Genomic DNA, 25873 nt, shown 5'->3' with positions numbered 1-25873 from the left:
AAAAGGATTATGAGAATTTCTCATAATCCTTTTTTATACGCATTTTATGTTTTTTATTACCAATTTACTTTCTGGTAAACTTGGCATTTTAACCATACTTAAACTTAAATCTTGTTTAGGTACCTCATAGTCTATTTGATGGATTAAAAATTTTAGACTTACTTTCATAATATCTAGTGTTATCCATTCACCTGCACAGCGATGACCAAGGTCAAATTCTCCTCCACCTTGAGGAATAAAATCAAATGGACTACCTTTCCATTCATGAAAACGTTCTGGCTGAAATGAATATGGATTCTCCCAAATTTTCGGATCATGGTTTGTACCATATAAATCTAATAGTGTAAGTGTTCCTTCTTCAAATGAAAAACCGTTCCAGGTGAAATCTTTTTTTACTCTTGCTGCTGCAAATGGGAAAAACGGATAAAATCTGCGCACTTCTTGTATGAACCATTGGTGATCTTTATCTTTTCCAGACTCTAGTTTTGCTACTTCATTCGGAAATTGATGTATCGCAAGCCCTGTTAAACATACATAAACAGATATCGCTACTATAGGCCGTAATAAATTCAATAATTCTACTGCAACAGTTTTTTTGTCAAGTAAATTTCCCTCAAGATCTTTATGCCATGAGAATGTGTATAATGCACGATCAGGTGAAACGGCAAGTTGTTCATTGCGTACATTCTCAATCAGGTCCTCTATCCATTTCTCAGCACTAGCACGGGCTTTTCTGCCTTTCCAATGCTTTGGCCCAATAGCTGCTGCTGATTCAAACATATCTGCTAGCTGTTCAGCTCTTTTTGCTAGATCACGTTCCGGTAATGGCACTCCTGTCCATGCACAAGCAACCTTTGTCATTACTTGTTTCGCTTCTTCATACAGAATAATTTCCTTTTCACTTTCCCAATTCTTAGCCGCTTGTTTCCACTGTTTTTTGGTTATATTAGAAATTTCCTCAAGCGCATCTTTTGTCATCAATGACATGAACATAGCTTTTCTATGCCGATGTTCTTCTCCATCTAAGCCCTGCACACCACCCTGACCAAATAGTGTCTTCTTCAGACGTTTCGGAGCAGCATCACTTCTTCTAAAATAGTTCGTATCATAAAAAAGCGTTGCGCTCTCTTTACCTGATAAACATATGGCATCCTGAGCAAGTAATTTCGTTTTAAAAACGTTTGTATCATAACGATCACGTCTATTTAGAATAAAGTGATACCCTTCTTTTAACAGCGCTATGCTATGATCCAATCCACCTTCGACTGGCATGGTTCTTCTTTCTCCCATATCCTCTTGTTCCTCCCTCATAATACATTTAGTTATTATATATACTTACCTTGCGCTATAAAATTAAACATTTTGATATGAAAATCACTTACTTTTTAAGTAATGCATAGATAACTAACTATAACCTCTAATTTAGATATGTATGAAATAAGAAATAATACTGTTTCGAGGTTGTGGTAAATAATATTTTGACTATATTAATAGTGTGAATTCATTACAAAAGGAGTCGTATTTGTATTAGAAGAAGGAATTATTATAATTACTAAACTTTTACATTTTTAAATTGATTAACAGACTTTTAGTGTGATATGTTGTGAGTGCAAGAAAGGAATGATCAAATGAATAAATTCACAAAAGTGTTTATTTGCAACATAACTCTACTAATGCTCTTTGGTTGTACAAGCGGTATGAACGAAGAATCAAATACAGATTCTTCAGTGAAGGACTCTGCTTTACAATATGAAGAGGAAATTGACGATAATACAGAAGACATCAACCTAAAAGGCACAGAGGTAAATGAATCGGCGCCTACAACTAAAACAGAAGAAGATATGAATAGCGATTCAGGCAAAGAATCTTCAGAAGAAACAGAAAGTGATGAGCAAATGAAGAATTATCAAGCTATTCTTCTGAAGAAATTGAATATGCTCGGGTTTGGTTACAACTAGGAATGATTAAAGACGTAGAAGGATTGTATGTTCGACATATACAGGCAGGCGAATTAGTGAATCCTAACGATGATACTAGTGTTAAATATCCAGAAGATGTTATACAACTATCAGGTGGGCGCCTAGTGGCTGGTTCGGTAACTTACAGTAGTAATGGGGGTGGCACAATTAATGTATACAGTATTCCAATACGTTGGGATTCCTCTCCAGATTTAGAAGAAGGCGTGATGCGAGAAGTAACAGAAGATATGATTAATAATCTAAAACTAGTTTATGTTGAAACAGGTGACAATAAAGAAATCATAAATCTTATTGACGTAATGATTATTCAATAATTTGAAGTAGTTGTTTTATAATAGAGAAATTAGTAGAAATGGATGCAGACAAAAAACAGTCTCAATTGAGAACGTTTTTTGTCGGTTACTCATCTATCAGCATATGAATTTCTCCTTGAATATCTTCTATTTCTTCAAAATATTCCTTTTCTGAGTTATTGTTTTGAAAAGATTCTTCTGTAATTTCAATTGCCTCATCTACTAAATCCGCAACTGATTCAGGCACTTCATCTAGTGCTTTAAAATGTTTTAAATAAGAATTAGCAATTCTTATTCTATGACTTTTAAAATCATCTTCTTGATAAATATTTTGTTCATCGAAGTTTTCTTGTGTTACTTCACTTTCTATGTAACCTTCAAACGAACTATATTCTGGTTTTGATAATATATTTGAACTATTATCTTCAACAGTGTCAATTTCCTTATTTAGTTTTAATTCATAAGAACTGTCAGCTTCTACCTTAACCCTATCAGCGTTAGAATTCTCTGCATATGTGATACCAAATACCAATACAACTAACAACGTAAATAAACCTATAAACGTTCTTTTCATCAAACCATCCCCTTATTTTTTGAAGGAACCTATCAATTTACTCATTAACATAATTTATTCTACACTCACTTTTTCCAAATTTAAACCAGTATTCTTGATATATTGATGAATTCGAGTATTATATTCATTTATTTCCTCATCCGTAAAATTAACGGGATACTTTTTAATTACAAACAACTGAGGAGTTCCAAAAATTAACAAGAAATATCTTCTTGCATCTTCTTTGGCCATTGTAATCGATGACCATTCCGTTTTGGTTATTAAATCACTATACTCTCTTATAAACTTATCTTCAGAAATAGTAAGTTTACACTCTTCATCTAAATATTTATTTTTAGCAACTGTTTTTTTCACAAATTTGACTAAAGCTCTTTTATAAACATATTTACTACCTACGAAATACATGATAAGAGTAAAAAGTATAATATAACGCCAAAATTGAACACCCACTAGCGACGTTGCAAGTACTAAATATAAGATACTTATAAACAAACCACATATTATCTTGTTCTTTTTATAATTCGGGAATTTATCAGCAAACTCTTTATATATCGCTATCAAATCCTCTTGGTCCACTTTAAAATATGCAACCATACAACTTCACTTCCTATATTTTCAATTATAAATTATCTACTAAATCACTAGTTTAATATCAGCTTACTTCTTCTATTAAAAAACAATTAAAGTTTAATTTACAACGACATCTAGTTTTGAAATAATATGTTCACTTAACTTTTTAAAAACAAGCGCATGTGCTTCTGAATCACCTAGATTTGTCATCACAGAACTTTGCTAAATGTTTTAAAAAATATTTTAAGTAATGTAGTTCTCATAGGTGAAACGGTAATTGCTTCTTGTATTAATATGTCTTTATAGCTCAAGTACTTGCTTAGTTGTTTTCTTCTATTAGGAATCATAAATAAAGGTAATCTATTAGGACTAAACCATTTTACCTTTTCTGTTTCAGGACCATCTTTAATTGGTTTACCACCTTTTAATTCTCCTAAGAATATATGTTGCATATCATCATATTGAGGTTGATAATATTCCCCAACTTTCTTCTTGATTTTAATAATGTATCCTGTCTCTTCCTTAGTTTCTCTTATAGCGCACTGTTCTATTGACTCTTCTTTTTCCAAAGTTCCTCCTGGAAAGTCCCACACAGGGTAGTCCTTTCGCTTCGCCAATAATACATTTCCATCTTTGTTAAAAACTATAGTGAAGCAACCCGAACTTTTACTCAAATTAATCATCCTCTTTTTTAAAAATATCCCCATCTAAATTATACTTTAAGTAGGGCAATTTGGTAGTTAATCACCTTAATTTTAAAAATCATTCAACCCTGTCCAACCATTCATTTATAAGGGAATCAAAAATTTGTGGTTGGTCAATTTGTAGATTGTGACCTGCTGTATCCAATACAGTAAATGTTCCACGTGGGTATTTATTCATAATGTCAAGTGCATCTTTATAGCCCACAGAAGAGTCTTGTCTTCCTAATAGAAATAAACTTGGATTATTGAAATCAGACTGATCAATCTTAAAAGAAAATTCATATTTACTCTTAACTTTATTTAGAAACTCTTCATCTCTAATTTTAATACCACTTAAAATTTCTTTGTTGTATCTCAACCAGTTGTACTCATTGAGTACAACTTGATTATTTCTAAAATCCTTTAATTCTTCTTCTGATAAATTGAGTAAAAATTTGTCATCTGTTTTTAAAACCTTATGTTTTTCAATTAACCTATTTTCTGGACTAGGAATAATTAATGGACATATAAATGCTGCACCAAGTATTCTTTCTTTTTGCTTTTCTATAATACCCCTGGCAATATATCCACCGTACGATTCACCAACAATTAAATATTCTTGGTTAGGAATTACTGTTTCAATAAAATCTAAAACGGTATCCAACATTTCATCAGAACTGCATATATCATGGTAATTTTTTGTTAATCCCATTCCGGGTAAGTCAATATAAATACGACGCCATCCTTCCTTCTTTTTAAAAATAGGTTCCATACAACCACTCATTAATCGGTGGTCAGGAGAATAACCGTGTATCATTAATACTGGTTTTCCTTTCCCTAAATCTTCATAAAATATATCCGCTTGGTGAACTTTGCAATATGCCATATTTAATTCCTTTCAATTAAAAACTGTGTAATCGTTCACAATACATATTTAGTTTAACATAAATATTCAGATTATTTTTAAAACAAGAAGAAAACTAATAAATTCACAATCTATCTATGTAACATCCACATTAGTTTACAGTAGAAAATGTACCATTCTTGTTTAAAACTAGATGACCAAAAATAGGACAATGAATGAAATACTGTGTATCACTTCATACCTTAACCTACGGGGTAACGTTCTTTTGGGTATTCATTATTAGCGAAAAAACAAGTTATTTCCGATCAATCTGTCCTTAGGCTTTAGATGAGGGCATATATAGTGAGCTCAAAAAGTTAGATTTTTTAAAGGGTCTATTTGCTTTCTAATCTTTAAAATTTATAGACAAAATTCACGACGCGTGTTAATCTATTTTAAACGGTTAATATTTTTTAACCATAAAGAGAAAAGAGGAATAAACATGTTAGAAAGATATGTAATAAAAAATTATACGCAACTTAAAACTATTTCTGATCCTTTAAGAGTACAAATCGTTATCATGTTAATTGAAAAAGAATGGACTGTCACAGAAATTAGCAAAGAGATTGGATTAGAAAAAGCTAAAGTTTTTTATCATTTAAAAGAATTAGAAAAACAAAACATGATTGCCATTGTAAGAAAAGAAGAAGTAAAAGGTAATATTCATAAATATTATAGAGCAACACATAAAGGCTTTAAGATAGATAAAGAGTTAATACCTCTATCAAAGGAAAATGCAGAACATGTCTATAATTCTCTTATTGTACAACAACTTGAAAACACTAAAAAAATCGTTTCTAAAAATAGTCATTTAGTAACAGAAGAAACCAGTATGGCTCAAACTGTACAAATCAACTGTTCAACTAAACAATTTCATATGTGGAAGGAGAAATATAATCAACTCATAGAAGAATTAGAGCAAATGAAAAGCGATGATGACAATCATACTTTTTATATCAATACGATTGCAATAGAATTAGAAAATAAGGTCTTTGAATAGAGACTTAAAGAAGGGATAGATAAAAGATGGATGTGTTAAAAAACAAAAACTTTCTTTCTCTTTTTTGGGGCCGTTTAATTACAAATGCGGGAGATAGTATTTATTACATAACAACCACTTGGTTAGCAGCTACAATAACAGATGATCCGTTTTACGTAGGTGTAACAAGTGCTGTGATTTTGATACCTAAAACCTTACAATTCTTATGGGGACCTTTAGTTGATCGCTGGAATATTAAGCCTGTTCTTATATTTACTCAACTGATTCAAGCGGCTTTGATTCTCTTAATCCCTATTCTCTATTATATGCAATTATTAACTATTTTTAACTTGTTGCCCATTGTTTTTGTTGCAGCAATCGTTGCAGAACTTGGGTATCCTGTACAACTAAAAGCTCTTCCTATTATTCTACCTAAAAATAAACTTATTAAAGGAAATTCTTTGTTAGCTATGGCGAATCAATCAGCCGATATTGTCCTAAATGCATTGGCTGGTATCTTATTAGCCATTTTAGGATTCGCGACTTTATATTTAGTTGATTCGGTTATCTTTACTCTAGCTGCACTTACATTTTCTTTAATAAAACTAAAAAACACATCTTCAGATACTATAAAAGTAGAAAAGTTTAGTTTAAAAAATTATCGATTAGAAATGAAAATGGGGTTAAAAATTGTTTTTACATCTATGATATGGATTTTTCTAATAGCAAATACGATTAGTAATTTTTGTTTAGGAATTATGTATGCCATATTACCTATTTATGCAAACTCACTTGGCGGAGAAGAAAAATATGGCTTTATATTAACAGCTATATCTGTGGGTACTGTTTTAGGGGCATTAATTAGTACTAAGCTGAATAAAGTTCCAATTGGATTATTTATTGCCTCCTCCTTTATTTTAGCTTTTATTCTATGGGGCATTGCTCCTTATATGAACTTTTACGTCTTTCTTTTATTATTTACGTTATCCTGGATACCAGTAGGAGCTGCGAATATCATTATCGGTTCCATCATGCAATCCGTTATTCCTTTGTCAATTATTGGAAGAACCAACACTGTTATTGCTAGTTTTTGTGCAATTGCTATGCCCTTAGGTTCTTTAGCTGGAGGATTACTTGTAAGGTATCATGATAGCCGATTAATTCTTTCCTTATCAGCTATTGGCTATTTAGCAGTTGGGTTAACATGGTTATTAAATAAAAAACTTAGGAATCTTCCTAATAGTGAAATCATTCGTTTTACAGATTTTAATATACCTAGAGAATTAATAGATGTAGATACTATGGAAAAAGAAACAAGAAATCATACAAATGTATTTGGAGGGCGTGAGTAACCATTGAAAAAATGACCTCTTTTCTCTTACTTCGTATTTCCATCTATGGTAAAAAACTCAATAGTCCTACAACCTCTTCCTCTTATAAAATAAAAAGAGATCATATTCTAACGGGGCAATGTTTTCCCTGATTGAATTGATCTCCTCCATATGACAGTCTAAAGGCATGTAAATTATTCATATTCATTTGCTAACCAATAAGTTTGCAAATATTTTAGAAAAAAGCAGTTGCACAGTTACTGTTATAGATCGTATATTTTTGTGTATTTATCTGTTAAATAGTCCAACAAATAGTTTGCATTCAAAGGTTCATTGGTGACTTCTTTAATGATTTCAAGTGGCTTTTTCATTTTACCATGCTGATGAATGTGACGCGTAAGCCAATTCTTTATTGGAGAAAAATCGCCTGAATTTATTATTTCTTCGATATTCATCTCTTTTGACAATTGATTGTTAAATTGTGCAGCATACATGTAACCTAATGCATAAGATGGGAAATATCCGAAGTCTCCAGCAGACCAATGAATATCTTGTAAAACGCCTTCTTGGTCAGAGTTAGGTCTAATTCCTAAATAATCTTCCATCTTTTGATTCCAAGCTTCAGGCAAGTCCTTTACAGCTAATTCCCCATCAATTAGTGCTTTTTCTAATTCATAGCGAATCATAATATGTAAGCAGTATGTTAATTCATCCGCCTCGATTCGGATATAAGAAGGTTTCACTTCATTGATTGCTGTATAAAAGTCAGAAAAATCAAGTGTATGAAAAGCAGCTGGTGCATAGCTATGGAATAAATCAAAATGCTCTTTCCAAAACGCTTCGCTTCTTCCAATGAAGTTTTCCCAGAATAAAGATTGTGACTCATGTATGCCCATAGAAGTTCCACTAGCCATTGGTGTTTGTGCAAGTGACGCAGAGATGTTTTGTTCATATAAGGCATGTCCACCCTCATGAATGGTACCAAAAACGGCCATGCGGAAATCATTTTCGTCATAACGAGTCGTTACACGCACATCATTCGGATTTATTCCAATTGCAAATGGATGAATTGTTTCATCTAATCTTCCAGCATTAAAGTCATAACCCATCTTCTTTAGTATATCTAAACTAAAATTCTTCTGATCATCTTTTGGAAAGTGATGTGTCAACAAATTCGCGTCTGGTTGTACTTTTGCTTCACTAATTTGCTGCACAAGCTTTGTTAAACCTGTCCTAACTTGTGCAAATACGTTATCTAAAATCTCTGTAGTCATTCCTGGTTCATATAAGTCTAATAAGCCATCATATTTATTATCTTGATAGCCCCAATAAGTGGCAAACTTTTTATTATAAGATACAAGTTCTTCTAAATAAGGTTGAAGTAGACTGAAATCATTTTCTTCTCTTGCTTTTTGCCAAACAGATTCTGATTTAGAACGAAGTGTAACAAATGCTTTATATTCAGCATCAGGAATTTTGATATTACGTTTATATTCAACTTCACATTCTTCCACTGACTTTTGTAACAGGGTATTACTTGTTTTATCCTTTAACTGATCAATTAAACGCTTCATTTGATCAGAAGTTGCTAGTTGGTGCATTTTCTGTGACAAAAAACCAATTACTTCTGATCGTTGTTCAGCTCCCTTTTCAGGAATTTTCGTCCTCAAATCCCACTGAACTAATGCTAATGCTTCACGATACGCATCTTGATCTTTTAACAATTCTTTGAATTCTTGTTCTAATTGTTCTAGAGTTTGCATTTTATCACTCCTTATTACATTCTTTTACCAAAGTATTGATAATAATCCACTTTAATAAAGCCATTAAATAATTTGCGTTTTTTTGTTGCCTTTTTACCATACATGGCTTCAAACTTTTCATCAGATGTTAAGACATAAGAACTCCAAGAAGGATTTGATCGCATCACTTCTCCTACTTGTTGATAGGTATGTCTAACTTCCTCTTGATCGCCAATACGTTCACCGTATGGTGGATTTGATATCAAGTAACCATTCGCCCGTTTAGGATTAAAATCCTTTGCTTGCATCTGTTTCCAATCAATTAAATCTGCTAACCCTGCTTCTGTTGCATTATTTTGTGCAATTTGGATCATTTTGTGATCAATATCAGTGCCAGTAATATCTAATACTTGGTCATAATTAGCAAGATCTTCCGCTTCTTCAAATGCCTTATCCCATATTTTACGCTGAATAAGAGGCCATTCTTCAGATGCGAATGAACGATTAAATCCAGGCGCAATATTTTGTCCTATTAAAGCTGCTTCAATTAAAATCGTACCAGAACCACAGAATAAGTCAACTAAGGGATAATCTGGTTTCCAATTTGTTAATTGCACAAGCGCGGCTGCTAACGTTTCTTTTAATGGCGCTTCCCCTTGACCTGTTCGGTAACCGCGTTTATGTAAGCCAGCACCAGTAGCGTCAATTGTCAAGGTAACGAGATCTTTTAATATCGCAACTTCAACACGATATAAGCCATCTGTTTCTGGAATGCGATCTGCTATTGAGTACTTATTCTTTAGCTTTTCAACGATTGCCTTTTTAACAATTGCTTGGCAATCAGAGACACTGAACAGTGTTGATTTATGCGACTTTCCTATAACAGGAAATTTTCCGTTTTCAGGTATGTACTGATCCCACTCTAATGCTTTTGTTGCTTCAAAAAGATCATCAAACGTTTTTGCATAAAACTGGCCAATAACGACTTTTAATCGATCAGCCGTACGCAACCACAAATTACAACGTGGGATTGCACTAATATCCGCTTCAAATATTACTTTTCCATTCTCGACTTGTACCTCTGTGTATCCTAACGCTTTGACTTCATTTGCAACTACTGACTCAAGTCCCATTGCAGCTGTTGCTATTAATTTAACTGTTTGTGTCATTATTTTTAATCCCTTCCTATCCAAAATAAAAACCCTTCCAAACACCAATTAACAATTAGTTTAGGAAGGGCAATACATCTTATTTAATAGACCAATGAATGTTTTGTAAGCCATGTTCTGTACTATTTGCACTACAAACGGTGGTCAGCCTCGTGCACAAGTAGTAATCATCTATCTACAAGCAATCAAGCTTGTCCTTGTTTCGGTTGAATTCCCTAATCCAAGATGCCCCTACCAAAATTTGGGTTTCTCACTCATGGGGTTTACCCGTTCCACTCAGACTGTTTCCAGCCTGATTACGTCACTGTGGCACTTTAAAGGACATCACACCATATCTATTTAAATAGACGTAGGTGCTTATCCTGCCGTTAACCATATAGGTTACCTTGATTTATGTCTTCATCAAGCACGAACACTACAAACATCTCAGTTTGTGTGAGCATGGACTTTCCTCTACACATCATAATATGTGCAGCGATTACTAAAACATTCATCTTATAATTATTTTAATTCAATTTATGCATTATTATTGCCGACCCAGTATTTCATTGCGACAACTAAACTAGTATACCATACTTTTTCATTCTAATGTTGTGGTAATTTACGGTAAATGCATAAACATTAAGAATCTGCGTATTTCTTACCAAATACAGACTTCTCTAAATTAGATAAACGTTTTAAAATATCATAATTGACTTGATGGTTTGAAGTTGATGGTCTCGTTCTAGTTTGATCTGGTGTTTGTTTTTTAATACGATCATTTTCTTGTCTTAGTTTGGCAATCTCATTTGCAAACCGCTCATAGTCTTGAATGATTACATCCAAAAACTCATCTACTTCTTCTTGGTTATATCCGCGCATTGACGTTTTAAAATCTTTATCTAAAATATCTTTTGTTTTCAATTGATTAACTTCTTCTGTCATTTTATTCACCTCGTATTTTCCAAAGCTCTGACCCTATTTTTTCAAATTTCTCGACAAATGTCAATCACTGTTTGGTAAATCAGGATTATTTTCAAGCCATTCTTGTACAATATCATCTAAATCAAATGGTGTTATGTAGTATATTGGATAGTCAGTCTGGTTATGTTTTTTCTTCGCTTCTTCTAAAAAGAACTTTACACTGCCTGGATTTTCTTCATCAACAAGTATAAGGCTTGCTTGACTTTTTTCTAAAAGCCATTTGTTTTTCGCCTTAAATTGATGGGGTCCTTTATAATCGCTTTGGTAAAGTAGTTCAAAAAAGTCAGCTTGGATGATAACTTGCTGATAAGCCTCTTTATATGGCTCAGGCCAACGAGATTCTTGATTATCAAATGGTGGAATAACAGCTAGTTTTATATCATATGTATCCTGTAAATCCATAATTACCTCAGCTGCCCATAATTCTACACCCATTTGACCGGAAACAATGACCCATTCTAACCCTTCCTCAATAAGAGAAATAAGTCTTTTTTTTATTGCCTTTTTTATAAAGCTAATTTTCTGATCATCACTATTATAAATATTTATTTCAAATGATTTATAACCTGTAATAGTTAATATCTTTATCATAGATCATCTTTCCTTTTTTCATAAAAAAAGCTGGAAGCTCCAGCTTTTTTTATGGTACATAGTTGATTCTATTATCTCCAAAATCCTGGTCTTGGTGGTTGATTCACTGTTGGTGCTGGCGGAGCAGGTACTTGCGGTGCGCCTCCATATACGTTAACACTATTCACAGAATTCTGAAATGATGTTGAATGCGGGTAAATATGCGTATTTTTCACTAAATGATGATTTTTTACCACCGTATGTGATGGATGAATATACTGTACATTACTCTGACTAGCAGTATTTACCTCATTACACGTAGTAGGGCAAACAATAGTTTCCGTTGGCCCACAAGCTTGATTACCATAAAAAGGTTTGTGATGTCTCATAAAATTATCTCCTCTCCAATTGTTTAACAGTTAACAATCATTCTCTAAATACAAAGTAATGATTGATTCCCTATTAACCTATGTTAGGATTGAGATAATTGTCTGAGTCAATGTCCTAGTTTTTTAAACTTTCTTTATTTCATATCTGTAGCTTGAAAAGAGTACGGTAATAATTGATCAATTGTTACTGTCTTTAAATCATTTTTTAAATTCGTAATATGCACAGAGACATCTTGATTAAAAAATTCACTCATCACTTGTCGACATGATCCACAAGGGGATATTGCTCTATCTGTATCCGCAACAACCGCTAATTGTTTGAATTCCGTTTCTCCTTCTGAAATTGCTTTAAATATTGCTACTCTCTCTGCACACAAGCTTACAGGATAAGCAGCATTTTCAATATTACAACCTAAATAGACTTTCCCAGACTTTGTTTCTAAGGCTGCACCAACTGCAAATTTAGAATACGGTATATATGCTTTTTTTCTAGCTTCCTTTGCACTTTCAATTAATGCTTCTTTATCCATACAGGAACCCTTCTCTCACTTTTTTATGTAAATTAGAACAGAATATTCTTTATTGAAAATCTTCTAATATTAAATCGCATACGTATTGTACGGATTGGTACAATTCCATATATCTTTTTCTTTTTACATCTATGTAATAACTATGCATTAATAATAGATCCATATTCTCTCTTGTCGATGCCACTTGCTGTGGATGTACACGAACATTTCTGTTTTTAACATGCTCAGCTGCAAGAGTTTCCCATGATTCATTTAATTGAAACACGGGATTTGTCTTTTCTTTTACAAAAAGGAAAAAGTCTTTGTCGCGTTTATGTGCTGGTTTCTCTTGTTCAAGATAATTTGACTTCAACAATTCTAATTCTTTTTTTAATTGAATGGTTGTTTCTTTTAAATTCATTCTTATCGCTCCAATCCACTACCTTCTTACTTTATCATGATTTTTGCACAAATGGGAGTAATTTAACCCAATTTTTATTTCTTTTCTGTCTCTTTAAAGGAATGGAATGGACATTATCTGCATGCGTTTGTTGCAAATCTTCTACTATCTTATGAATACGATTCACTTCCTGTTGTAAATTTTCAATTTCACCACGATGAGCCAATACCATTGTTAACACAACATCATCAGCCTTAGAACTAATGCGTTGATCCATTAAACGAATAGTTTCGATAAGTTTTGTATAGGATTGATTATATGCTTGTTTTGATACACCATTCATTTGATTGACTAATTTTTGTCCCAAATCGATCACTCCTCTAGTTTAAGTTTGCATTGTTTTAAAGATTCTCTATCGAATGAAATAACCCTGCACAGTTGACAAAACTAGAAGAAAACATACATATTTAGTGCAAAAAATCTTATTTTTTTATCTGAATCATTCTATAAATAGATTAGCTTGTTTTTGTAAAAATAGTGAAAAACAATTATAATAAGATAAAGCTTTGATCTTCCCTATCAAAAATAGGTATTTGCACACATTTTTGTAAAAAAAGACACTTTTATACTCAATTTGAGTACTTATTTGGTATGATACTTTCTAGCAGGAGGAATAAATAGCATGAATTACCCGAATGGGAGTAAAGCTTCCTCCCAGTCTAAACTTACTACTAATAAAAATAAGACAAGCTTTAGTAATCGTGGAATGACGTTAGAAGATGACATTAATGATACAAACGACTACTACCGTATCACGAATCAAGCAGTCATTCATAAGAAACCCACGCCAGTGCAAATTGTCAAAGTGGATTATCCGAAGCGAAGTGCAGCAGTAATCAAGGAAGGTTATTTTAAACAGGCTTCCACCACTGACTATAATGGCATATATCGATCCAAGTACATTGACTTTGAGGCAAAAGAAACGAAAAATAAAACATCGTTTCCTCTTAGCAATATTCATGATCATCAAATAGATCATATGAGAACAATTATCGATCATGGTGGTATTTGTTTTCTATTAATTCGATTTGCTGTATATGATCAAACTTTTTTTCTACCAGCAATGAAACTTTTCCCTTATTGGGATCGTCAATCTAATGGTGGAAAAAAATCTATTCCCTATCAAGAGATTAAGGAAGCTGGTGTTGAAATCCCAATAGCTTTCCAAGCACGAATAGATTATTTAAAAATTATTGACCAGCTTTACTTTTAGAACGGAGGAAGATGAGTTATGGCAAATGATAGCCAATCTCGAGCAGCAAGAAGAAAACAACAAAATCAATCAAAAAAGAAAAATAAATCTATATTCAAAAAAACATTGCTAGTCATAGGCATTGTATTTTTAGCATCTGTTATCGGAATTGGTGGGTTATTCACTTATTATGTTGCCACTGCGCCTAACTTAGATGGTGCATTACTTTCAGATCCTGCTTCTTCAAAAATTTATGATATGGATGAAGAATTATATGCGGATCTAGGTACTGAAAAGCGAACAAAAATTAGTTATATAGATCTACCAGATACATTAATTGATGCGGTATTAGCAACAGAGGATGTCCGTTTCTTTGAACATTCTGGTATTGATTTAAGAAGGATTGGCGCAGCAGTTTTAGCCAATTTCACGGATGGATTTGGTTCCGAAGGTGCAAGTACAATTACACAACAGGTAGTAAAAGATTCATTTCTATCTACTGATAAAACAATAAAAAGAAAAGTACAAGAACAATGGATAGCGATTCAATTAGATCGTGAATATTCAAAAGAAGAAATACTTGAAATGTATCTAAATAAAATCTATTATGGCTCTGGTGCTTATGGTGTTGCAACAGCGGCAAATACGTATTTTAGTAAAACGGATTTATCAGAATTAACGCTTGCAGAATCTGCTATTTTAGCTGGTTTACCACAACGACCTTCTGCATACGATCCAACAGTTAATCCTGATTTAACCCAAGAAAGAATGGAAACTGTTTTAACTTTAATGGTAAGACACGGTAAGATTACAGAAGCAGAAGCGGAAGAAGCGAAAGCTGTTAATGTAGAAGATATATTAAATGTTTCGGTAGAACAAGAAACACCGTATCAAGCTTTTATACAAAAAGTAGCCGATGAAGTGGAAGAAAAAACAGGTGCAAATATTTATACAGATGGTTTACAAGTTTACACTACACTTGATCCCGTTGCGCAGGAAGAAGTTGAATTGGTCTTATCTAATTCAGATGATAACCCTATTGACTTTCCGGATGACGAGTTACAATCAGGTATTGTTGTAACAGCTACCAATACTGGTGCTATTCGAGCTATTGGTGGTGGAAGAAATCGTGAAAATAATAATGGTTGGAATTACGCTTTTCAAGGTGATGGTCGACAAGCTGGTTCAGCAATTAAACCTATACTTGATTATGGACCTGCAATTGAATATCTAAATTGGTCAACATACCAACAAATAAATGATGATGCACCTTATGAAATTGGAAATGAAGCTGGGGATACGATTAATAACTGGAATAATCAATTCCAAGGATGGATGAGCATTCGATATGCCCTCCAATGGTCACTTAATGTTCCTGCCGTTAAAACGTTAGATGAAGTTGGTACGTCACAAGCAGCAGATTTCGCGAATGGTTTAGGTTTTAATTATGATGAAAATAATTTAGGTATTACAGAGGCGATTGGAGGAGCTGAATCAGATGTCACTCCACTAGTAATGGCTGGAGCTTATAGTGCATTTGGTAATGAAGGTATTTACAATGAACCATATGCTGTAACAAAGATTGTTTATGATGACGGTAGCTCAGAAGATTTGAAATCAGAGCCAGTAGCTGCTATGTCTGACTCAACTGCTTACATGATAACAGATATGTTGAAATCGGTAGTTCAAAGTGGTACAGGTACAGTTGCAAATGTATCTAGTATTCCAATGGCAGGGAAAACGGGAACAACTGATAACGATGCAGATATTTGGTTTGCAGGTTATAGCACAAATTACACTGTTTCTGTATGGTCTGGTTACCCAGAAGGTAATGAAAGAGCAGTACCTGATACAAAGATTTCACAAAATTTATTTAATCATGTTATGTCAACTATATCAGCAGGCGTTGAGACACCGGACTTTGAGAGACCTAGTTCTGTTGTTGAAGTGAAGGTTGAAAAAGGTTCAAACCCTGCTAAATTAGCAAGTTCATACACCCCGTCATCACAGATAGTTACTGAATTATTTAAAAAAGGTTATGAACCAGAAGCGACATCCGAAAAGTTTGAACAAATTGATCCTGTTTCAAGCTTACGTGCAAGTTATGATGAAGAATCGAATCTGATTGATGTCTCCTGGAGTTATAATGGTGACGAAGATGTTACATTCCAAGTTAGTACCGGTTCAAATAGTACAACTACTGATAATAACGAACTTGAAATAAGTAACGTGGAAAGAGGCACTTCTTACACCATTGAAGTTATTGCGATCAGTAATACTGATGAAAGTAATGTAAGTGAAGTAAAAACTGTTGAAGTCACTGTTCCAGAGGAAGAAGTTGAAGAAGAAGAACCTGAAGAAGAAATAGAAGAAGAAGAACCTGTGGAGCCTGAGGAAACGGAAGAACCCGAGGAACCCGCAGAACCTGAAGATACTGATGAAAATAGTGAAGAACAAGACGATCCAGCTAGTGATGATTCGACCGAAGATGAAGAAACGACAGAAGATCCAGAAACTCCTGTAGTTACTCCACCAGAAGAAGATGAAGAAACGACAGAAGAATAGTAGACAAAAAGGCAGCATCTGCTGCCTTTTTTTATTGCTCTAATATTTCCGCTTTTGCATACAGTTTCTCTGCTTCTTTATACAATTCATTCAAATGAATATAAGAGTGATATTGATGTGGGTATGACTGTATAAATTGAATTCTTTCTTTTATATTTAATGGTTTGTAGGTGAAATTTTCCAGTTTGTCAACACCATCTAGTTCTTCATCCCACTTCTCTTTATTTAATAAAAATAACAAGTGAATATAGTTTTTAATAGACTGTTGCATAGGAAAAGAAGCTTCTTGAATTTTTCTTTCATGAAATAGATTTGAAATATATCCTGATTTACCTTTCCATTCGTTCATCAATTCTATCCCTTCAGTTTGCATATTCCTCACGTTCCTTTTGTTTCATTCTTTTCTTACCTTCTCGACAAATAGTTAACAAGGGGCATGCAGGACAATTAGGATTTCTTGCTTTACAATGATAGCGACCAAAGAAAATCATGCGGTGGTGTGTATCACTCCACTCCTCTTTGGGGACCTTGCGCATTAATGTCTTCTCCACTTCTAAGACAGAATCTTTCCAACGACACAAAGCCAATCGTTTAGATACACGTTCAACATGTGTATCTACAGCAATTGCTGGTTCTTTAAAAGCTACTGATGCAACAACATTTGCTGTTTTACGGCCAACACCAGCTAATGTTTCTAAATCTGCTTTACTTTCTGGAACCTCTCCATTAAAGTTATCCAATAATGATTGGCAAAGCTTTTGTATATTTTTTGCTTTATTACGATATAAACCAATAGATCGTATATCTTGCTCTAATTCTTCAACTGTTACAGCTAAAAAATCTTCCGGAGTTTGGTATTTTTGGAAGAGATTTTTAGTTACTTTATTAACCAAATTATCTGTACACTGCGCTGATAAAAGAACAGCAATTACAAGTTCAAATGGATTTTTATGCACGAGTTCACATTCTGCGTTTGGATACATTTCCTTTAAACTATCTAAAACGTAAGCAATGTCTTTTTTATTAAGCATAATACTTTCTCTCCTTATTCATCTTCTAACCAATTGTAATACAAGGAGACATCCCGTTTTGGCTCTTCTCGTTCTAAGTTTGAATTTGATTGATTACTATGGAATGATTTACTCTGTTCTCTTGATTGTTCAACAGATCGAATTCCTTTCTTCTTCCACTCTCGTAAGATTCGATCTATATATTTAAAATTGAGTTTACTCATTAATACAGCTTCACGTAAGGCTGCTTTAATAAGTGCAGGTTTTTGTTCATCTTCATCAATCCAAATATTAATCGTCTCAATTTCAAATGGTGATAATGCTCGTCCGAATTCTTGTTCAAATAAAAGAAAGATATTCATTGCAAGCTCATGATCCGTGTCATCTTTTTTTGGTGGAGCTTCCTGATATAACTTCTCCCACAAAGGTTCGAGGGAATATTGTTCACCCATCAAAACTTGTTCTGCTTCATTTTGTTCAATTGCTAACATATTTTTTTGTATTAATTTGCGTAATATCGTCGAACACTCTTGTTGATCAAACGAGACACAGTCAGCTATTTCATCAGGTGTTGGAAAATAAACCGCAGATATACTAAAGCGATGAATTTGCAAAAGAACAATGACATCTTTTTCTGTTAATCCAAGTGTATGATATTCTCCTAATAGTTTTGCAGGAATCGTTAATTGATCCCTCAAAAAGGTTTGATAAGAATGTTTATTTTTCATGTAAGTCACCTCAAAATAGTCTGAACATCTTTAGAAATTGATAGTAAAACCCCTGACAACATCAAATATGTCAAGGGTTCTACATTAAATAAACGTATTATGGATATAGTCGATTTAACAGACGTGGAAAAGGAATTGTCTCACGTACGTGTTCAACACCTGAGAACCATGCAACCGTTCTTTCTAAACCTAATCCGAATCCTGCATGTGGAACACTTCCAAATTGACGCAATTCTAAATACCATTTGTAAGCATCACCTGATAATTTATGTTCATCATAACGCTGCTTCAATAATTCCAAGTCATCTATTCTTTGTGATCCACCTATAACCTCACCATAGCCTTCTGGTGCAATCAAGTCAGCACATAAGACTACTTCTGGCCGATTTGGATCAGGCTTCATGTAGAAGGCTTTAATGTCGGCTGGGTAATTCGTAATAAATACTGGTAAGTCAAAACTTTCTGCAATCGCAGTTTCATGAGGAGATCCAAAATCTTCGCCCCACTCAATATCTGTGAAACCTTTTTCTTTAAGGAGTTCCAACGCTTTATCATATGTAATCCGTGGAAATGGCGCTTTAATTTTTTCTAATTTAGATACATCACGTTCAAGTGTTTTTAATTCTAATTGACAATTATCTAAAACTGCTTGCGCTAAATAACTAACATAATTTTCTTGAACTTCTAAACTTTCCTCATGATTCATAAATGCCATTTCTGGTTCAATCATCCAGAACTCAATTAAATGTCTTCGTGTTTTAGACTTTTCTGCTCTGAAAGTTGGTCCAAAAGAAAATACTTTACCAAACGCCATTGCTGCTGCTTCCATGTATAATTGGCCACTTTGTGAAAGATATGCCTCTTCATCGAAGTATTGTGTGTGAAACAATTCTGTCGTACCTTCTGCAGCAGCTCCAGTTAAAATCGGTGGATCAATTTTCATATAGCCATTTTCATTGAAAAATTGGTAAGTTGCACGAATTATTTCGTTACGGATTTTCATAATTGCATGCTGTTTTTTAGAACGTAACCATAAATGACGATGATCCATTAAAAACTCAGTACCATGCTCTTTTGGTGTTATCGGAAAATCAACTGCAGCATGAATAATTTCAATTTCTTTGACTTGTAGTTCATAACCAAACGCTGAACGTGTATCTTCTACAACAGTCCCAGTAACATACAATGATGTTTCTTGCGTTATATTTTTAGCCAATTGAAAGATTTCCTCTTCTACGTCAGCTTTTGCAACGACACCTTGGATAAAACCTGTTCCATCTCTAAGTTGAAGAAAAGCAATTTTACCACTTGATCTTTTATTGGCTAACCATGTGCCAATTCTCACTTCTTCCCCTACATGTTTTGCTACTTGATCTATTGTTGTTTTCATCCTTAATTCCTCCAAAAATCTCAATACTTATGATTGATGATTAATTACAAATCGTTTAATTCTCTTCATTGCTTCCTCTAGTTGCTCTAACGAAATCGCATAGGAAAGTCTGACATTTTCTGCTGCACCAAAACCAGTTCCAGGAACCAATGCTACCTTTTCCTCTTCTAATATTGCTTCTACCCAATCATCAACTGTTTTATAACCTGTCATCTTAACTGCTTCTTTTACATTTGGAAATAAATAAAAAGCACCTTTTGGTTTAACACATGTAATACCAGGTATTGCAGTGAGCCATTGATAGGTTTTCTCTAATCTATCTTGGAACGCTACACGCATCTGTTCAATTTCTTCATCTCCGTTTGAATAGGCAGCCAATGCAGCATATTGTGCAATTGATGTTGGGTTTGACGTTGAATGTGATGCTAGTCCCGTCATTGCTTTAATAATTTGTTTGTTGCCAATCGCATAACCAATTCGCCAGCCTGTCATAGAGTGAGATTTTGATACACCATTAATAATGATGGTTTGTTCTTTTAATGCGTCGGAAATCTCAGCTATTGATACATGTGCTTCTTCTGTATAGATTAGCTTCTCATAAATTTCATCTGAGACAATCAAAACATTATTCTCCAAACAAATTTTACCAAGGTCGTTTAATTCCGATTTAGTATACATAGAACCTGTTGGGTTACTTGGTGAATTAATAATAACAGCTTTTGTTTTATCTGTTATCGCATTCTTTAGTTGATCAGGTGTTAATTTAAACTGGCTCTTTTCATCCGCTTCTACATAAATAGGTGTACCTTGGGCTAACTTAATTTGTTCTGGATAGCTTACCCAATAAGGCGAAGGAACAATTACTTCATCGTCAGGATTTAACAAAACTTGAAATAAAGTATATAGTGCATGTTTAGCACCAGTAGTAACGATGATTTGATCTCGATCATAGTCTAAATGTTGATCGTTTCTCATTTTCTCAATAATTGCATCTTTTAACTCTACTATACCACCTGCAGGAGTGTACTTTGTAAATCCACTTCTCATTGCATTTGTTGCTGCATCTAGAATATATGATGGTGTATTAAAATCTGGTTCACCTGCGCCTAATCCGATAACATCATGTCCTGCATCTTTTAGCTCTTTTGCTTTAACAGTAATTGCTAATGTTGAGGATGGCGTCAATGCTTGTACTCGATGTGCTAATTCCATTTGATCACCCTTCTTTTTTTAATAATCATTTGAAAACGATACACCACTATCATAAGACCCATCATCTAAGCGGTAGTATGCATAACTTAATCGATCTTCTGCATCAAAGTAACTTAATTCTAACAATGGGGTATCCCCTCTGATCCCGTATTGTGATTGTAATAGCTCACATGATGTACTACAGGAATTTTGCCATTGTGATAATAACGTATTCTTATCCAAAAAATTAGATAACTCAAAAGTTTTTATCTCAACTTCTTGATTTGAAACCTCTACAAAGGCAAGGATACTGTCACCAGTTTCTGTCTGTCCCTCTACCACATTATAATAAATCTCACCGTGATAGCGAGAAATATCATCTATTTCAATGATCGCTGTTTCTTCTAGCACACGTTCTTCTGAAGTTGAAAAGTCGGACGTTTTATTCGCTTCTACAGTTTGATACAAGATGACACTGTAAACAAAGATTCCAATAATAAGCAGAATAAATCCAACTAGAATCCAACTTAGCCAATTAGGTACGGTAAATAGTAAAGATTGCTTTTTCATGATCATCCTCATCCAATGCTAATCCAAACATTAAATCATCTTCTTTCAATGTACGATTTAAACTGTCAACTATTTTATACATGTCTGTTGAATGTGTTAATTTTACTGTTGATAATGTTTCTATTTTATCCTTCATAAATATCTCCTAAATGTGAATTTTTAATTAACTGCTAATTAAAGTGTTTTTATTACAAAAAATTGTTACACATAGATAACTAATTCATTTGTATACTAATGATATGTTGAAAAGAAATATGTAATATGTCTATATATTATAACAGGTTTTATGACAAAAATTGATAGACAATTATAATTTTTCAACTAAATTTATCCCAACCCACCATATTTACTGTGTACAGTTTACTGTACACAGGTTTTTTTATGAAATTATTTCGTAATCATTCAAGTCCATTCGGATAATTGTCGTTCCTACTTGTTTTAGTTGGTAGACATCAATCCAAGATTCATTAAGTCTCTCCATTAAATCTTTATTAGGTGTACCAGCCTCTTGATTAAAAACTATACTAATATGTGGATCCATTTTCTGTAACAATTTTGCGCTGGGTGAATTACTTTGACCATAATCAGCAATTTTAATTATTTCAGACTGCAAATTGTAAGCTTCCAATCCTTTATCACTATCTGGATCATTGACACTCATATACAAAATGCTGTTTTTTCCAAATTCAATTAAAAACGTCATTTCTCCCGCAGTATTTGTTTGTAATACATGAATGTTTAAAGCACTACCAAGTTTGATTTGGTCATCTTTTTTCCACATTGTTTTATTAGTGATACCTGTTAATAACTGTTTTTCTGAATTTGCATAATAAATATTTTGCACATCAAAATTCTCGCTTATTTGATCTATATTACCACAGTATTCTTCTGTTTGCTTCGTTAGTATTAAGCCATCCAACTTCTCTACATGTAGTTCCTTTAACTGTTTCCAAAGCTCTAATCTACTCTCTTTTGAACCAGTATTAATCAAAAAATTCTTACCATCAGGTGTTTGAATAATAGTTGCTTCACCATCTGGTATATTCAGAAATGAAACATATAATTCGTTTTCCTCGACCGGCGATGTTGAGGCAATCACATTAATTATACCAGTTACTGGAAAGAAGAACAACGCTAATAAAAGCGTAAAAACATGAATAAATCGGTTCATCTAATCACCTACTTCACAATATTGTAGGCTTAGGATGCGTAAATGTTAACAGATCATAACCAATCTTGAGCTATTTCCATTAATTCTTTTGTTGTTTTATGATGGATAGGTATTTCTGGTATCGAATCAATAAAGTAATTACTGTATTTAGCAGTCATTATTCGATCATCACAAACAAATACAATACCTCGATCAGTACTGGAACGAATTAATCGACCAAATCCTTGTTTAAAACGAATAATTGCATTAGGTAAGGCTAGTGTGGCAAACGGGTTTTTTCCCGACTTTTTTAGATAGTTTGCTTTTGCTTGATATACCGGATGATTAGGTGGTTGAAATGGTAATCGCACGATCACAACACAAGATAAATCACTTCCTGGAATATCAATTCCTTCCCAAAAAGAATTCGTACCTAACAAGATAGCCTGATCAAATGTTTGAAAATTCTTTTTTAATCTAGATCGACTTCCGCTTGAAACCCCCTGAGCAATTAACATATATTCTTCTTCATCGATTATCTCACGTAATAAAATATACGCTTTTTTTAACATATCATAAGATGTAAATAAAACGAGCATCCTACCCTTTGTAATATGAGCTAATGATAAAATCGCTTCACACGTTGCTTCAATAAAATCATCCATTTTACCGTATTTTGCATAGGGGAAATCAGTTGGAATTAATAACTGAACTTGATCTTCGTATGCGTATGGTGAAATGATTTTCTTTTCTAAAACATCTTCTTTTAGAAGACCGACTCTTTCCTTAAAAACAGAGAATGAATTTTTCATTGTTAACGTTGCACTCGTCATGATAACGCTCTGTTTTTCTTGGAATAGTTTCTCCTGTAACAGATCGGCAACATCAATTGGTTCTTGGTATAAATACACTGCATTTTGAGCTCCAAATGCATCAATTTCAATCCATTTAACTTCTTCCATTTTCAATTGGTGAATAAAATAATTTTCCAATTCATCGATAATAGTCTGAATGCGTTCCATATGCCATTTAACTTCTTCCATTAAATCTACAGCCATGTCACTTTCCCGCATCAAATGTAAGATTCGTGATAAAATATGAATGAGGTCACGTAATTGAAAAGACAATCGGTTTACCATCTCAATAATTGTGTCCCAACCTTGATCTGTTCCCTCTGGTATACGATATTGATAACGACCTATATCGTTAATTGCAATGTCATTTACTTGTTTTTCTTTAACATATTGAAATAAAAAGCGAAATAAGGTATCCGTTTCTTCTTTAGCCTCTAACCACCATTTATCCCATTCGTATTCTTTACAAATAAGAGCAATGTCATTGTCATACTTCATTAATTTTTGAATCCAAGCTCCATCTTCCATACTTCCAATCGCTTGTAATGTTCGTTGAACGGAAACGTAATCTAAACTCAGTCCAAAATGTTTAGAAGCAGTTGCTTCTAAATGATGTGCTTCATCGATAATTATCTTCTGAAATGATGGCAATAAAGGAATCTCGCTTGTCATATTAGCACATAATAATGCGTGATTCGTAATGATTACATCCGATTTTTGAGCATTTGTTTTAGCCCTATAATAAAAAGAACGTGTGAACCAAGGAGAGCTAACATCTAAACCACCTTCTGCTTCAGTAGAAACTTTACGAAAGAATTGTTGTCCACTTGATGGTAATTGAATTTCATCTATATCACCAGTAGTAGTTTCCGTTAGCCAAATTAGGATAATTGCTTTTGTTAATGTTATATCGTAGTTGTCAAATTCAGATGAACGGAGTGTTTGTTCAAATTTAGCCAAACTAAGATAATGTTGTTTTCCTTTTAAGATAGCTGTTTGGAATGGAAAAGACAGTACTTTTTCTAGTAAAGGTATTTCTTTCTCGATTAACTGCGTCTGTAACTGAGTTAGATGCGTACTAACTACCACTCGCTCATTATCATGAACTGCCTGAAATAAAGCCACGATTAAGTAAGCTAATGATTTACCTGTACCCGTTTCTGCTTCAATAATAGCATGTTGTTTTGACTGAAATGCATCATAGATTAGTTCAGTCATTTCACGCTGTCCACTTCGCATTTCAAACTGACTCATCGCCTTCGCCAAGTCACCATCTTTTTGATAAAATCGCTCCATGATTTCACCAAAAGAAATAGTTGTGTTGTTAGTCGACTTTGCTTTTGTTACGTGTTTCTTTAAAGCTAACCCTCGAAAAATTTCAATACCTTCAGGTTCTTCTGTTAGAAAAGCTAATTGATTTTCTCGTTCTTTTAAAACTTCTCCTAGATCACTTTTTATTCTTGGTTCCATTTGCCTAAGTTGAACAATTGTTTCGTATGGTAATGCATATATTTTATTTAATAAATGCGCAAGTAAATAAGATGTTACATGCGCATCAGACAGCGCTCGATGTGGGTCTACATGGCTTAATTCTAAAAACGTAGCCAACTGACCCAATTTAAAACCTGGTGCTTGAGGTAATAATATACGTGATAGTTCTACCGTATCAATCACCGGTTGTATTAAGGGAGCAAGACCTACCCGTTTAAACTCATCATTTAAAAACCCTAAATCAAACGGTACATTATGCGCGACAAAATATGCATCATCAAAGAGTATTCTGATTTGTTCTGCTATATCCTCGAATATTGGTTGACCGGAAACATCTTCATCCGTAATACCTGTTAAATTTGTTATAAAAGTTGATATGTTGACTTCTGGATTTACTAAAGTAGAATATTCTTCAATTATTTCGCCATTTGACCAAACAATTATGCCCACTTCTATAATTCGATCACCTTTAGATGGTGTATGTCCAGTAGTTTCCAAATCAATAATTACATATTTGTTCATTAACCCATCCCCATATGATAACTTATAAGAAGTTATTTATATTTCTTCCAGTATGTAGGATATATAAAAAGAAAACTCCTACCAAACATACTGTT

26 protein-coding genes, 1 other RNA gene and 1 pseudogene are annotated in these 25873 nt (G+C 33.5%); 5 read left to right on the top strand and 23 right to left on the bottom strand.

Translation table 11 applies throughout. The annotated features are described in order from the left end of the window. Positions 1-33: 33 nt before the first annotated feature. Positions 34-1290, bottom strand: coding sequence for a CYP152 family fatty-acid peroxygenase CypC (gene cypC / locus D2K62_RS00965; RefSeq protein ID WP_117160756.1), 1257 nt, complete (start codon positions 1288-1290; stop codon positions 34-36). 338 nt (positions 1291-1628) lie between these two features. Here cypC and D2K62_RS00960 point away from each other — a divergent pair. Beyond that, positions 1629-2293 (top strand): annotated as a pseudogene (locus D2K62_RS00960) (hypothetical protein). Between the two features lie 85 nt (positions 2294-2378). Here the strand turns inward: D2K62_RS00960 and D2K62_RS00955 are convergent. The 4 genes from D2K62_RS00955 to D2K62_RS00940 all read right to left on the bottom strand — a co-directional run bounded on the left by D2K62_RS00955 (position 2379) and on the right by D2K62_RS00940 (position 4985). Further along, positions 2379-2846, bottom strand: coding sequence for a hypothetical protein (locus D2K62_RS00955; RefSeq protein ID WP_117160755.1), 468 nt, complete (start codon positions 2844-2846; stop codon positions 2379-2381). A gap of 54 nt (positions 2847-2900) precedes the next feature. Further along, entirely contained in the window at positions 2901-3440 is a 540-nt protein-coding gene (locus D2K62_RS00950) for a hypothetical protein (protein ID WP_117160754.1), read from the bottom strand. Between the two features lie 185 nt (positions 3441-3625). Beyond that, on the bottom strand, positions 3626-4099 hold the full coding sequence (locus D2K62_RS00945) for an NUDIX hydrolase (protein WP_232827948.1): 474 nt from the start codon (positions 4097-4099) through the stop codon (positions 3626-3628). Positions 4100-4178: 79 nt separating this feature from the next. Beyond that, entirely contained in the window at positions 4179-4985 is an 807-nt protein-coding gene (locus D2K62_RS00940) for an alpha/beta fold hydrolase (protein WP_117160753.1), read from the bottom strand. 460 nt (positions 4986-5445) lie between these two features. Here D2K62_RS00940 and D2K62_RS00935 point away from each other — a divergent pair, with 460 nt between their 5' ends. Then, positions 5446-6003: a winged helix-turn-helix domain-containing protein gene (locus tag D2K62_RS00935; protein ID WP_112181133.1), complete on the top strand. Its 558-nt coding sequence runs from the start codon at positions 5446-5448 to the stop codon at positions 6001-6003. Positions 6004-6029: 26 nt separating this feature from the next. Beyond that, positions 6030-7334, top strand: a complete 1305-nt coding sequence (locus D2K62_RS00930; RefSeq protein ID WP_117160752.1) for an MFS transporter — start codon at positions 6030-6032, stop codon at positions 7332-7334. A 242-nt stretch (positions 7335-7576) separates the two neighbouring features. On the opposite strand, the gene D2K62_RS00925 is transcribed toward D2K62_RS00930, so the two are convergent. The 9 genes from D2K62_RS00925 to D2K62_RS00885 all read right to left on the bottom strand — a co-directional run bounded on the left by D2K62_RS00925 (position 7577) and on the right by D2K62_RS00885 (position 13422). Next, positions 7577-9076, bottom strand: a complete 1500-nt coding sequence (locus tag D2K62_RS00925) for a carboxypeptidase M32 (RefSeq protein ID WP_117160751.1) — start codon at positions 9074-9076, stop codon at positions 7577-7579. A 14-nt stretch (positions 9077-9090) separates the two neighbouring features. Further along, positions 9091-10224, bottom strand: coding sequence for a THUMP domain-containing class I SAM-dependent RNA methyltransferase (locus D2K62_RS00920; RefSeq protein ID WP_117160750.1), 1134 nt, complete (start codon positions 10222-10224; stop codon positions 9091-9093). 101 nt (positions 10225-10325) lie between these two features. Further along, positions 10326-10714, bottom strand: an RNA gene (gene rnpB / locus D2K62_RS00915) — RNase P RNA component class B. Between the two features lie 131 nt (positions 10715-10845). Further along, a complete protein-coding gene (gpsB, locus tag D2K62_RS00910) occupies positions 10846-11148 on the bottom strand; it encodes a cell division regulator GpsB (RefSeq protein ID WP_117160749.1) in 303 nt (100 codons plus the stop codon). Positions 11149-11208: 60 nt separating this feature from the next. Beyond that, positions 11209-11778 (bottom strand): SLOG family protein, encoded by a 570-nt coding sequence (locus D2K62_RS00905; protein WP_369974614.1) that lies wholly within the window; start codon positions 11776-11778, stop codon positions 11209-11211. A gap of 71 nt (positions 11779-11849) precedes the next feature. After that, positions 11850-12146, bottom strand: a complete 297-nt coding sequence (locus D2K62_RS00900) for a CotD family spore coat protein (RefSeq protein WP_112181148.1) — start codon at positions 12144-12146, stop codon at positions 11850-11852. 134 nt (positions 12147-12280) lie between these two features. Then, positions 12281-12676, bottom strand: coding sequence for a cytidine deaminase (locus D2K62_RS00895; protein WP_117160748.1), 396 nt, complete (start codon positions 12674-12676; stop codon positions 12281-12283). A gap of 49 nt (positions 12677-12725) precedes the next feature. Then, positions 12726-13076 (bottom strand): DUF1798 family protein, encoded by a 351-nt coding sequence (locus D2K62_RS00890; protein ID WP_117160747.1) that lies wholly within the window; start codon positions 13074-13076, stop codon positions 12726-12728. Positions 13077-13110: 34 nt separating this feature from the next. Next, positions 13111-13422 carry a hypothetical protein gene (locus D2K62_RS00885; RefSeq protein ID WP_117160746.1) on the bottom strand — a complete coding sequence of 104 codons (312 nt, stop codon included), beginning with the start codon at positions 13420-13422 and terminating at the stop codon, positions 13111-13113. A 315-nt stretch (positions 13423-13737) separates the two neighbouring features. On the opposite strand from D2K62_RS00885, the gene recU reads away from it, so the two are divergent. After that, positions 13738-14328 (top strand): Holliday junction resolvase RecU, encoded by a 591-nt coding sequence (gene recU / locus D2K62_RS00880; RefSeq protein ID WP_117148818.1) that lies wholly within the window; start codon positions 13738-13740, stop codon positions 14326-14328. Positions 14329-14346: 18 nt separating this feature from the next. Continuing rightward, entirely contained in the window at positions 14347-16872 is a 2526-nt protein-coding gene (locus tag D2K62_RS00875; protein ID WP_117160745.1) for a transglycosylase domain-containing protein, read from the top strand. A gap of 31 nt (positions 16873-16903) precedes the next feature. Here D2K62_RS00875 and D2K62_RS00870 read toward each other — a convergent pair whose 3' ends face one another. The 9 genes from D2K62_RS00870 to dinG form a co-directional block, all read right to left on the bottom strand. Further along, a complete protein-coding gene (locus D2K62_RS00870) occupies positions 16904-17221 on the bottom strand; it encodes a YpoC family protein (protein ID WP_157967829.1) in 318 nt (105 codons plus the stop codon). Positions 17222-17234: 13 nt separating this feature from the next. Continuing rightward, positions 17235-17903: an endonuclease III gene (gene nth / locus D2K62_RS00865; RefSeq protein WP_117148820.1), complete on the bottom strand. Its 669-nt coding sequence runs from the start codon at positions 17901-17903 to the stop codon at positions 17235-17237. Positions 17904-17917: 14 nt separating this feature from the next. Beyond that, positions 17918-18610: a DnaD domain-containing protein gene (locus D2K62_RS00860; protein WP_117160743.1), complete on the bottom strand. Its 693-nt coding sequence runs from the start codon at positions 18608-18610 to the stop codon at positions 17918-17920. Between the two features lie 97 nt (positions 18611-18707). After that, positions 18708-20000, bottom strand: coding sequence for an asparagine--tRNA ligase (gene asnS, locus D2K62_RS00855; protein WP_117160742.1), 1293 nt, complete (start codon positions 19998-20000; stop codon positions 18708-18710). Between the two features lie 27 nt (positions 20001-20027). Next, positions 20028-21212 carry a pyridoxal phosphate-dependent aminotransferase gene (locus D2K62_RS00850; RefSeq protein WP_112181158.1) on the bottom strand — a complete coding sequence of 395 codons (1185 nt, stop codon included), beginning with the start codon at positions 21210-21212 and terminating at the stop codon, positions 20028-20030. Between the two features lie 18 nt (positions 21213-21230). Continuing rightward, positions 21231-21761, bottom strand: coding sequence for a cell wall elongation regulator TseB-like domain-containing protein (locus D2K62_RS00845; protein ID WP_112181159.1), 531 nt, complete (start codon positions 21759-21761; stop codon positions 21231-21233). Next, positions 21727-21897, bottom strand: coding sequence for a YpmA family protein (locus tag D2K62_RS00840; protein ID WP_112181160.1), 171 nt, complete (start codon positions 21895-21897; stop codon positions 21727-21729). Before D2K62_RS00840 ends, D2K62_RS00845 begins: the two co-directional genes overlap by 35 nt. A 243-nt stretch (positions 21898-22140) precedes the next feature. Further along, entirely contained in the window at positions 22141-22932 is a 792-nt protein-coding gene (locus tag D2K62_RS00835; protein WP_117160741.1) for a ComEC/Rec2 family competence protein, read from the bottom strand. Between the two features lie 53 nt (positions 22933-22985). Continuing rightward, entirely contained in the window at positions 22986-25778 is a 2793-nt protein-coding gene (dinG, locus tag D2K62_RS00830) for an ATP-dependent DNA helicase DinG (RefSeq protein ID WP_117160740.1), read from the bottom strand. Between the last annotated feature and the right edge of the window lie 95 nt (positions 25779-25873).

It is taken from the genome of Paraliobacillus sp. X-1268, assembly GCF_003426095.1.
GTDB lineage: Bacteria > Bacillota > Bacilli > Bacillales > Amphibacillaceae > Paraliobacillus_A > Paraliobacillus_A zengyii.
This window is presented reverse-complemented; position numbering and strand designations above follow the sequence as displayed.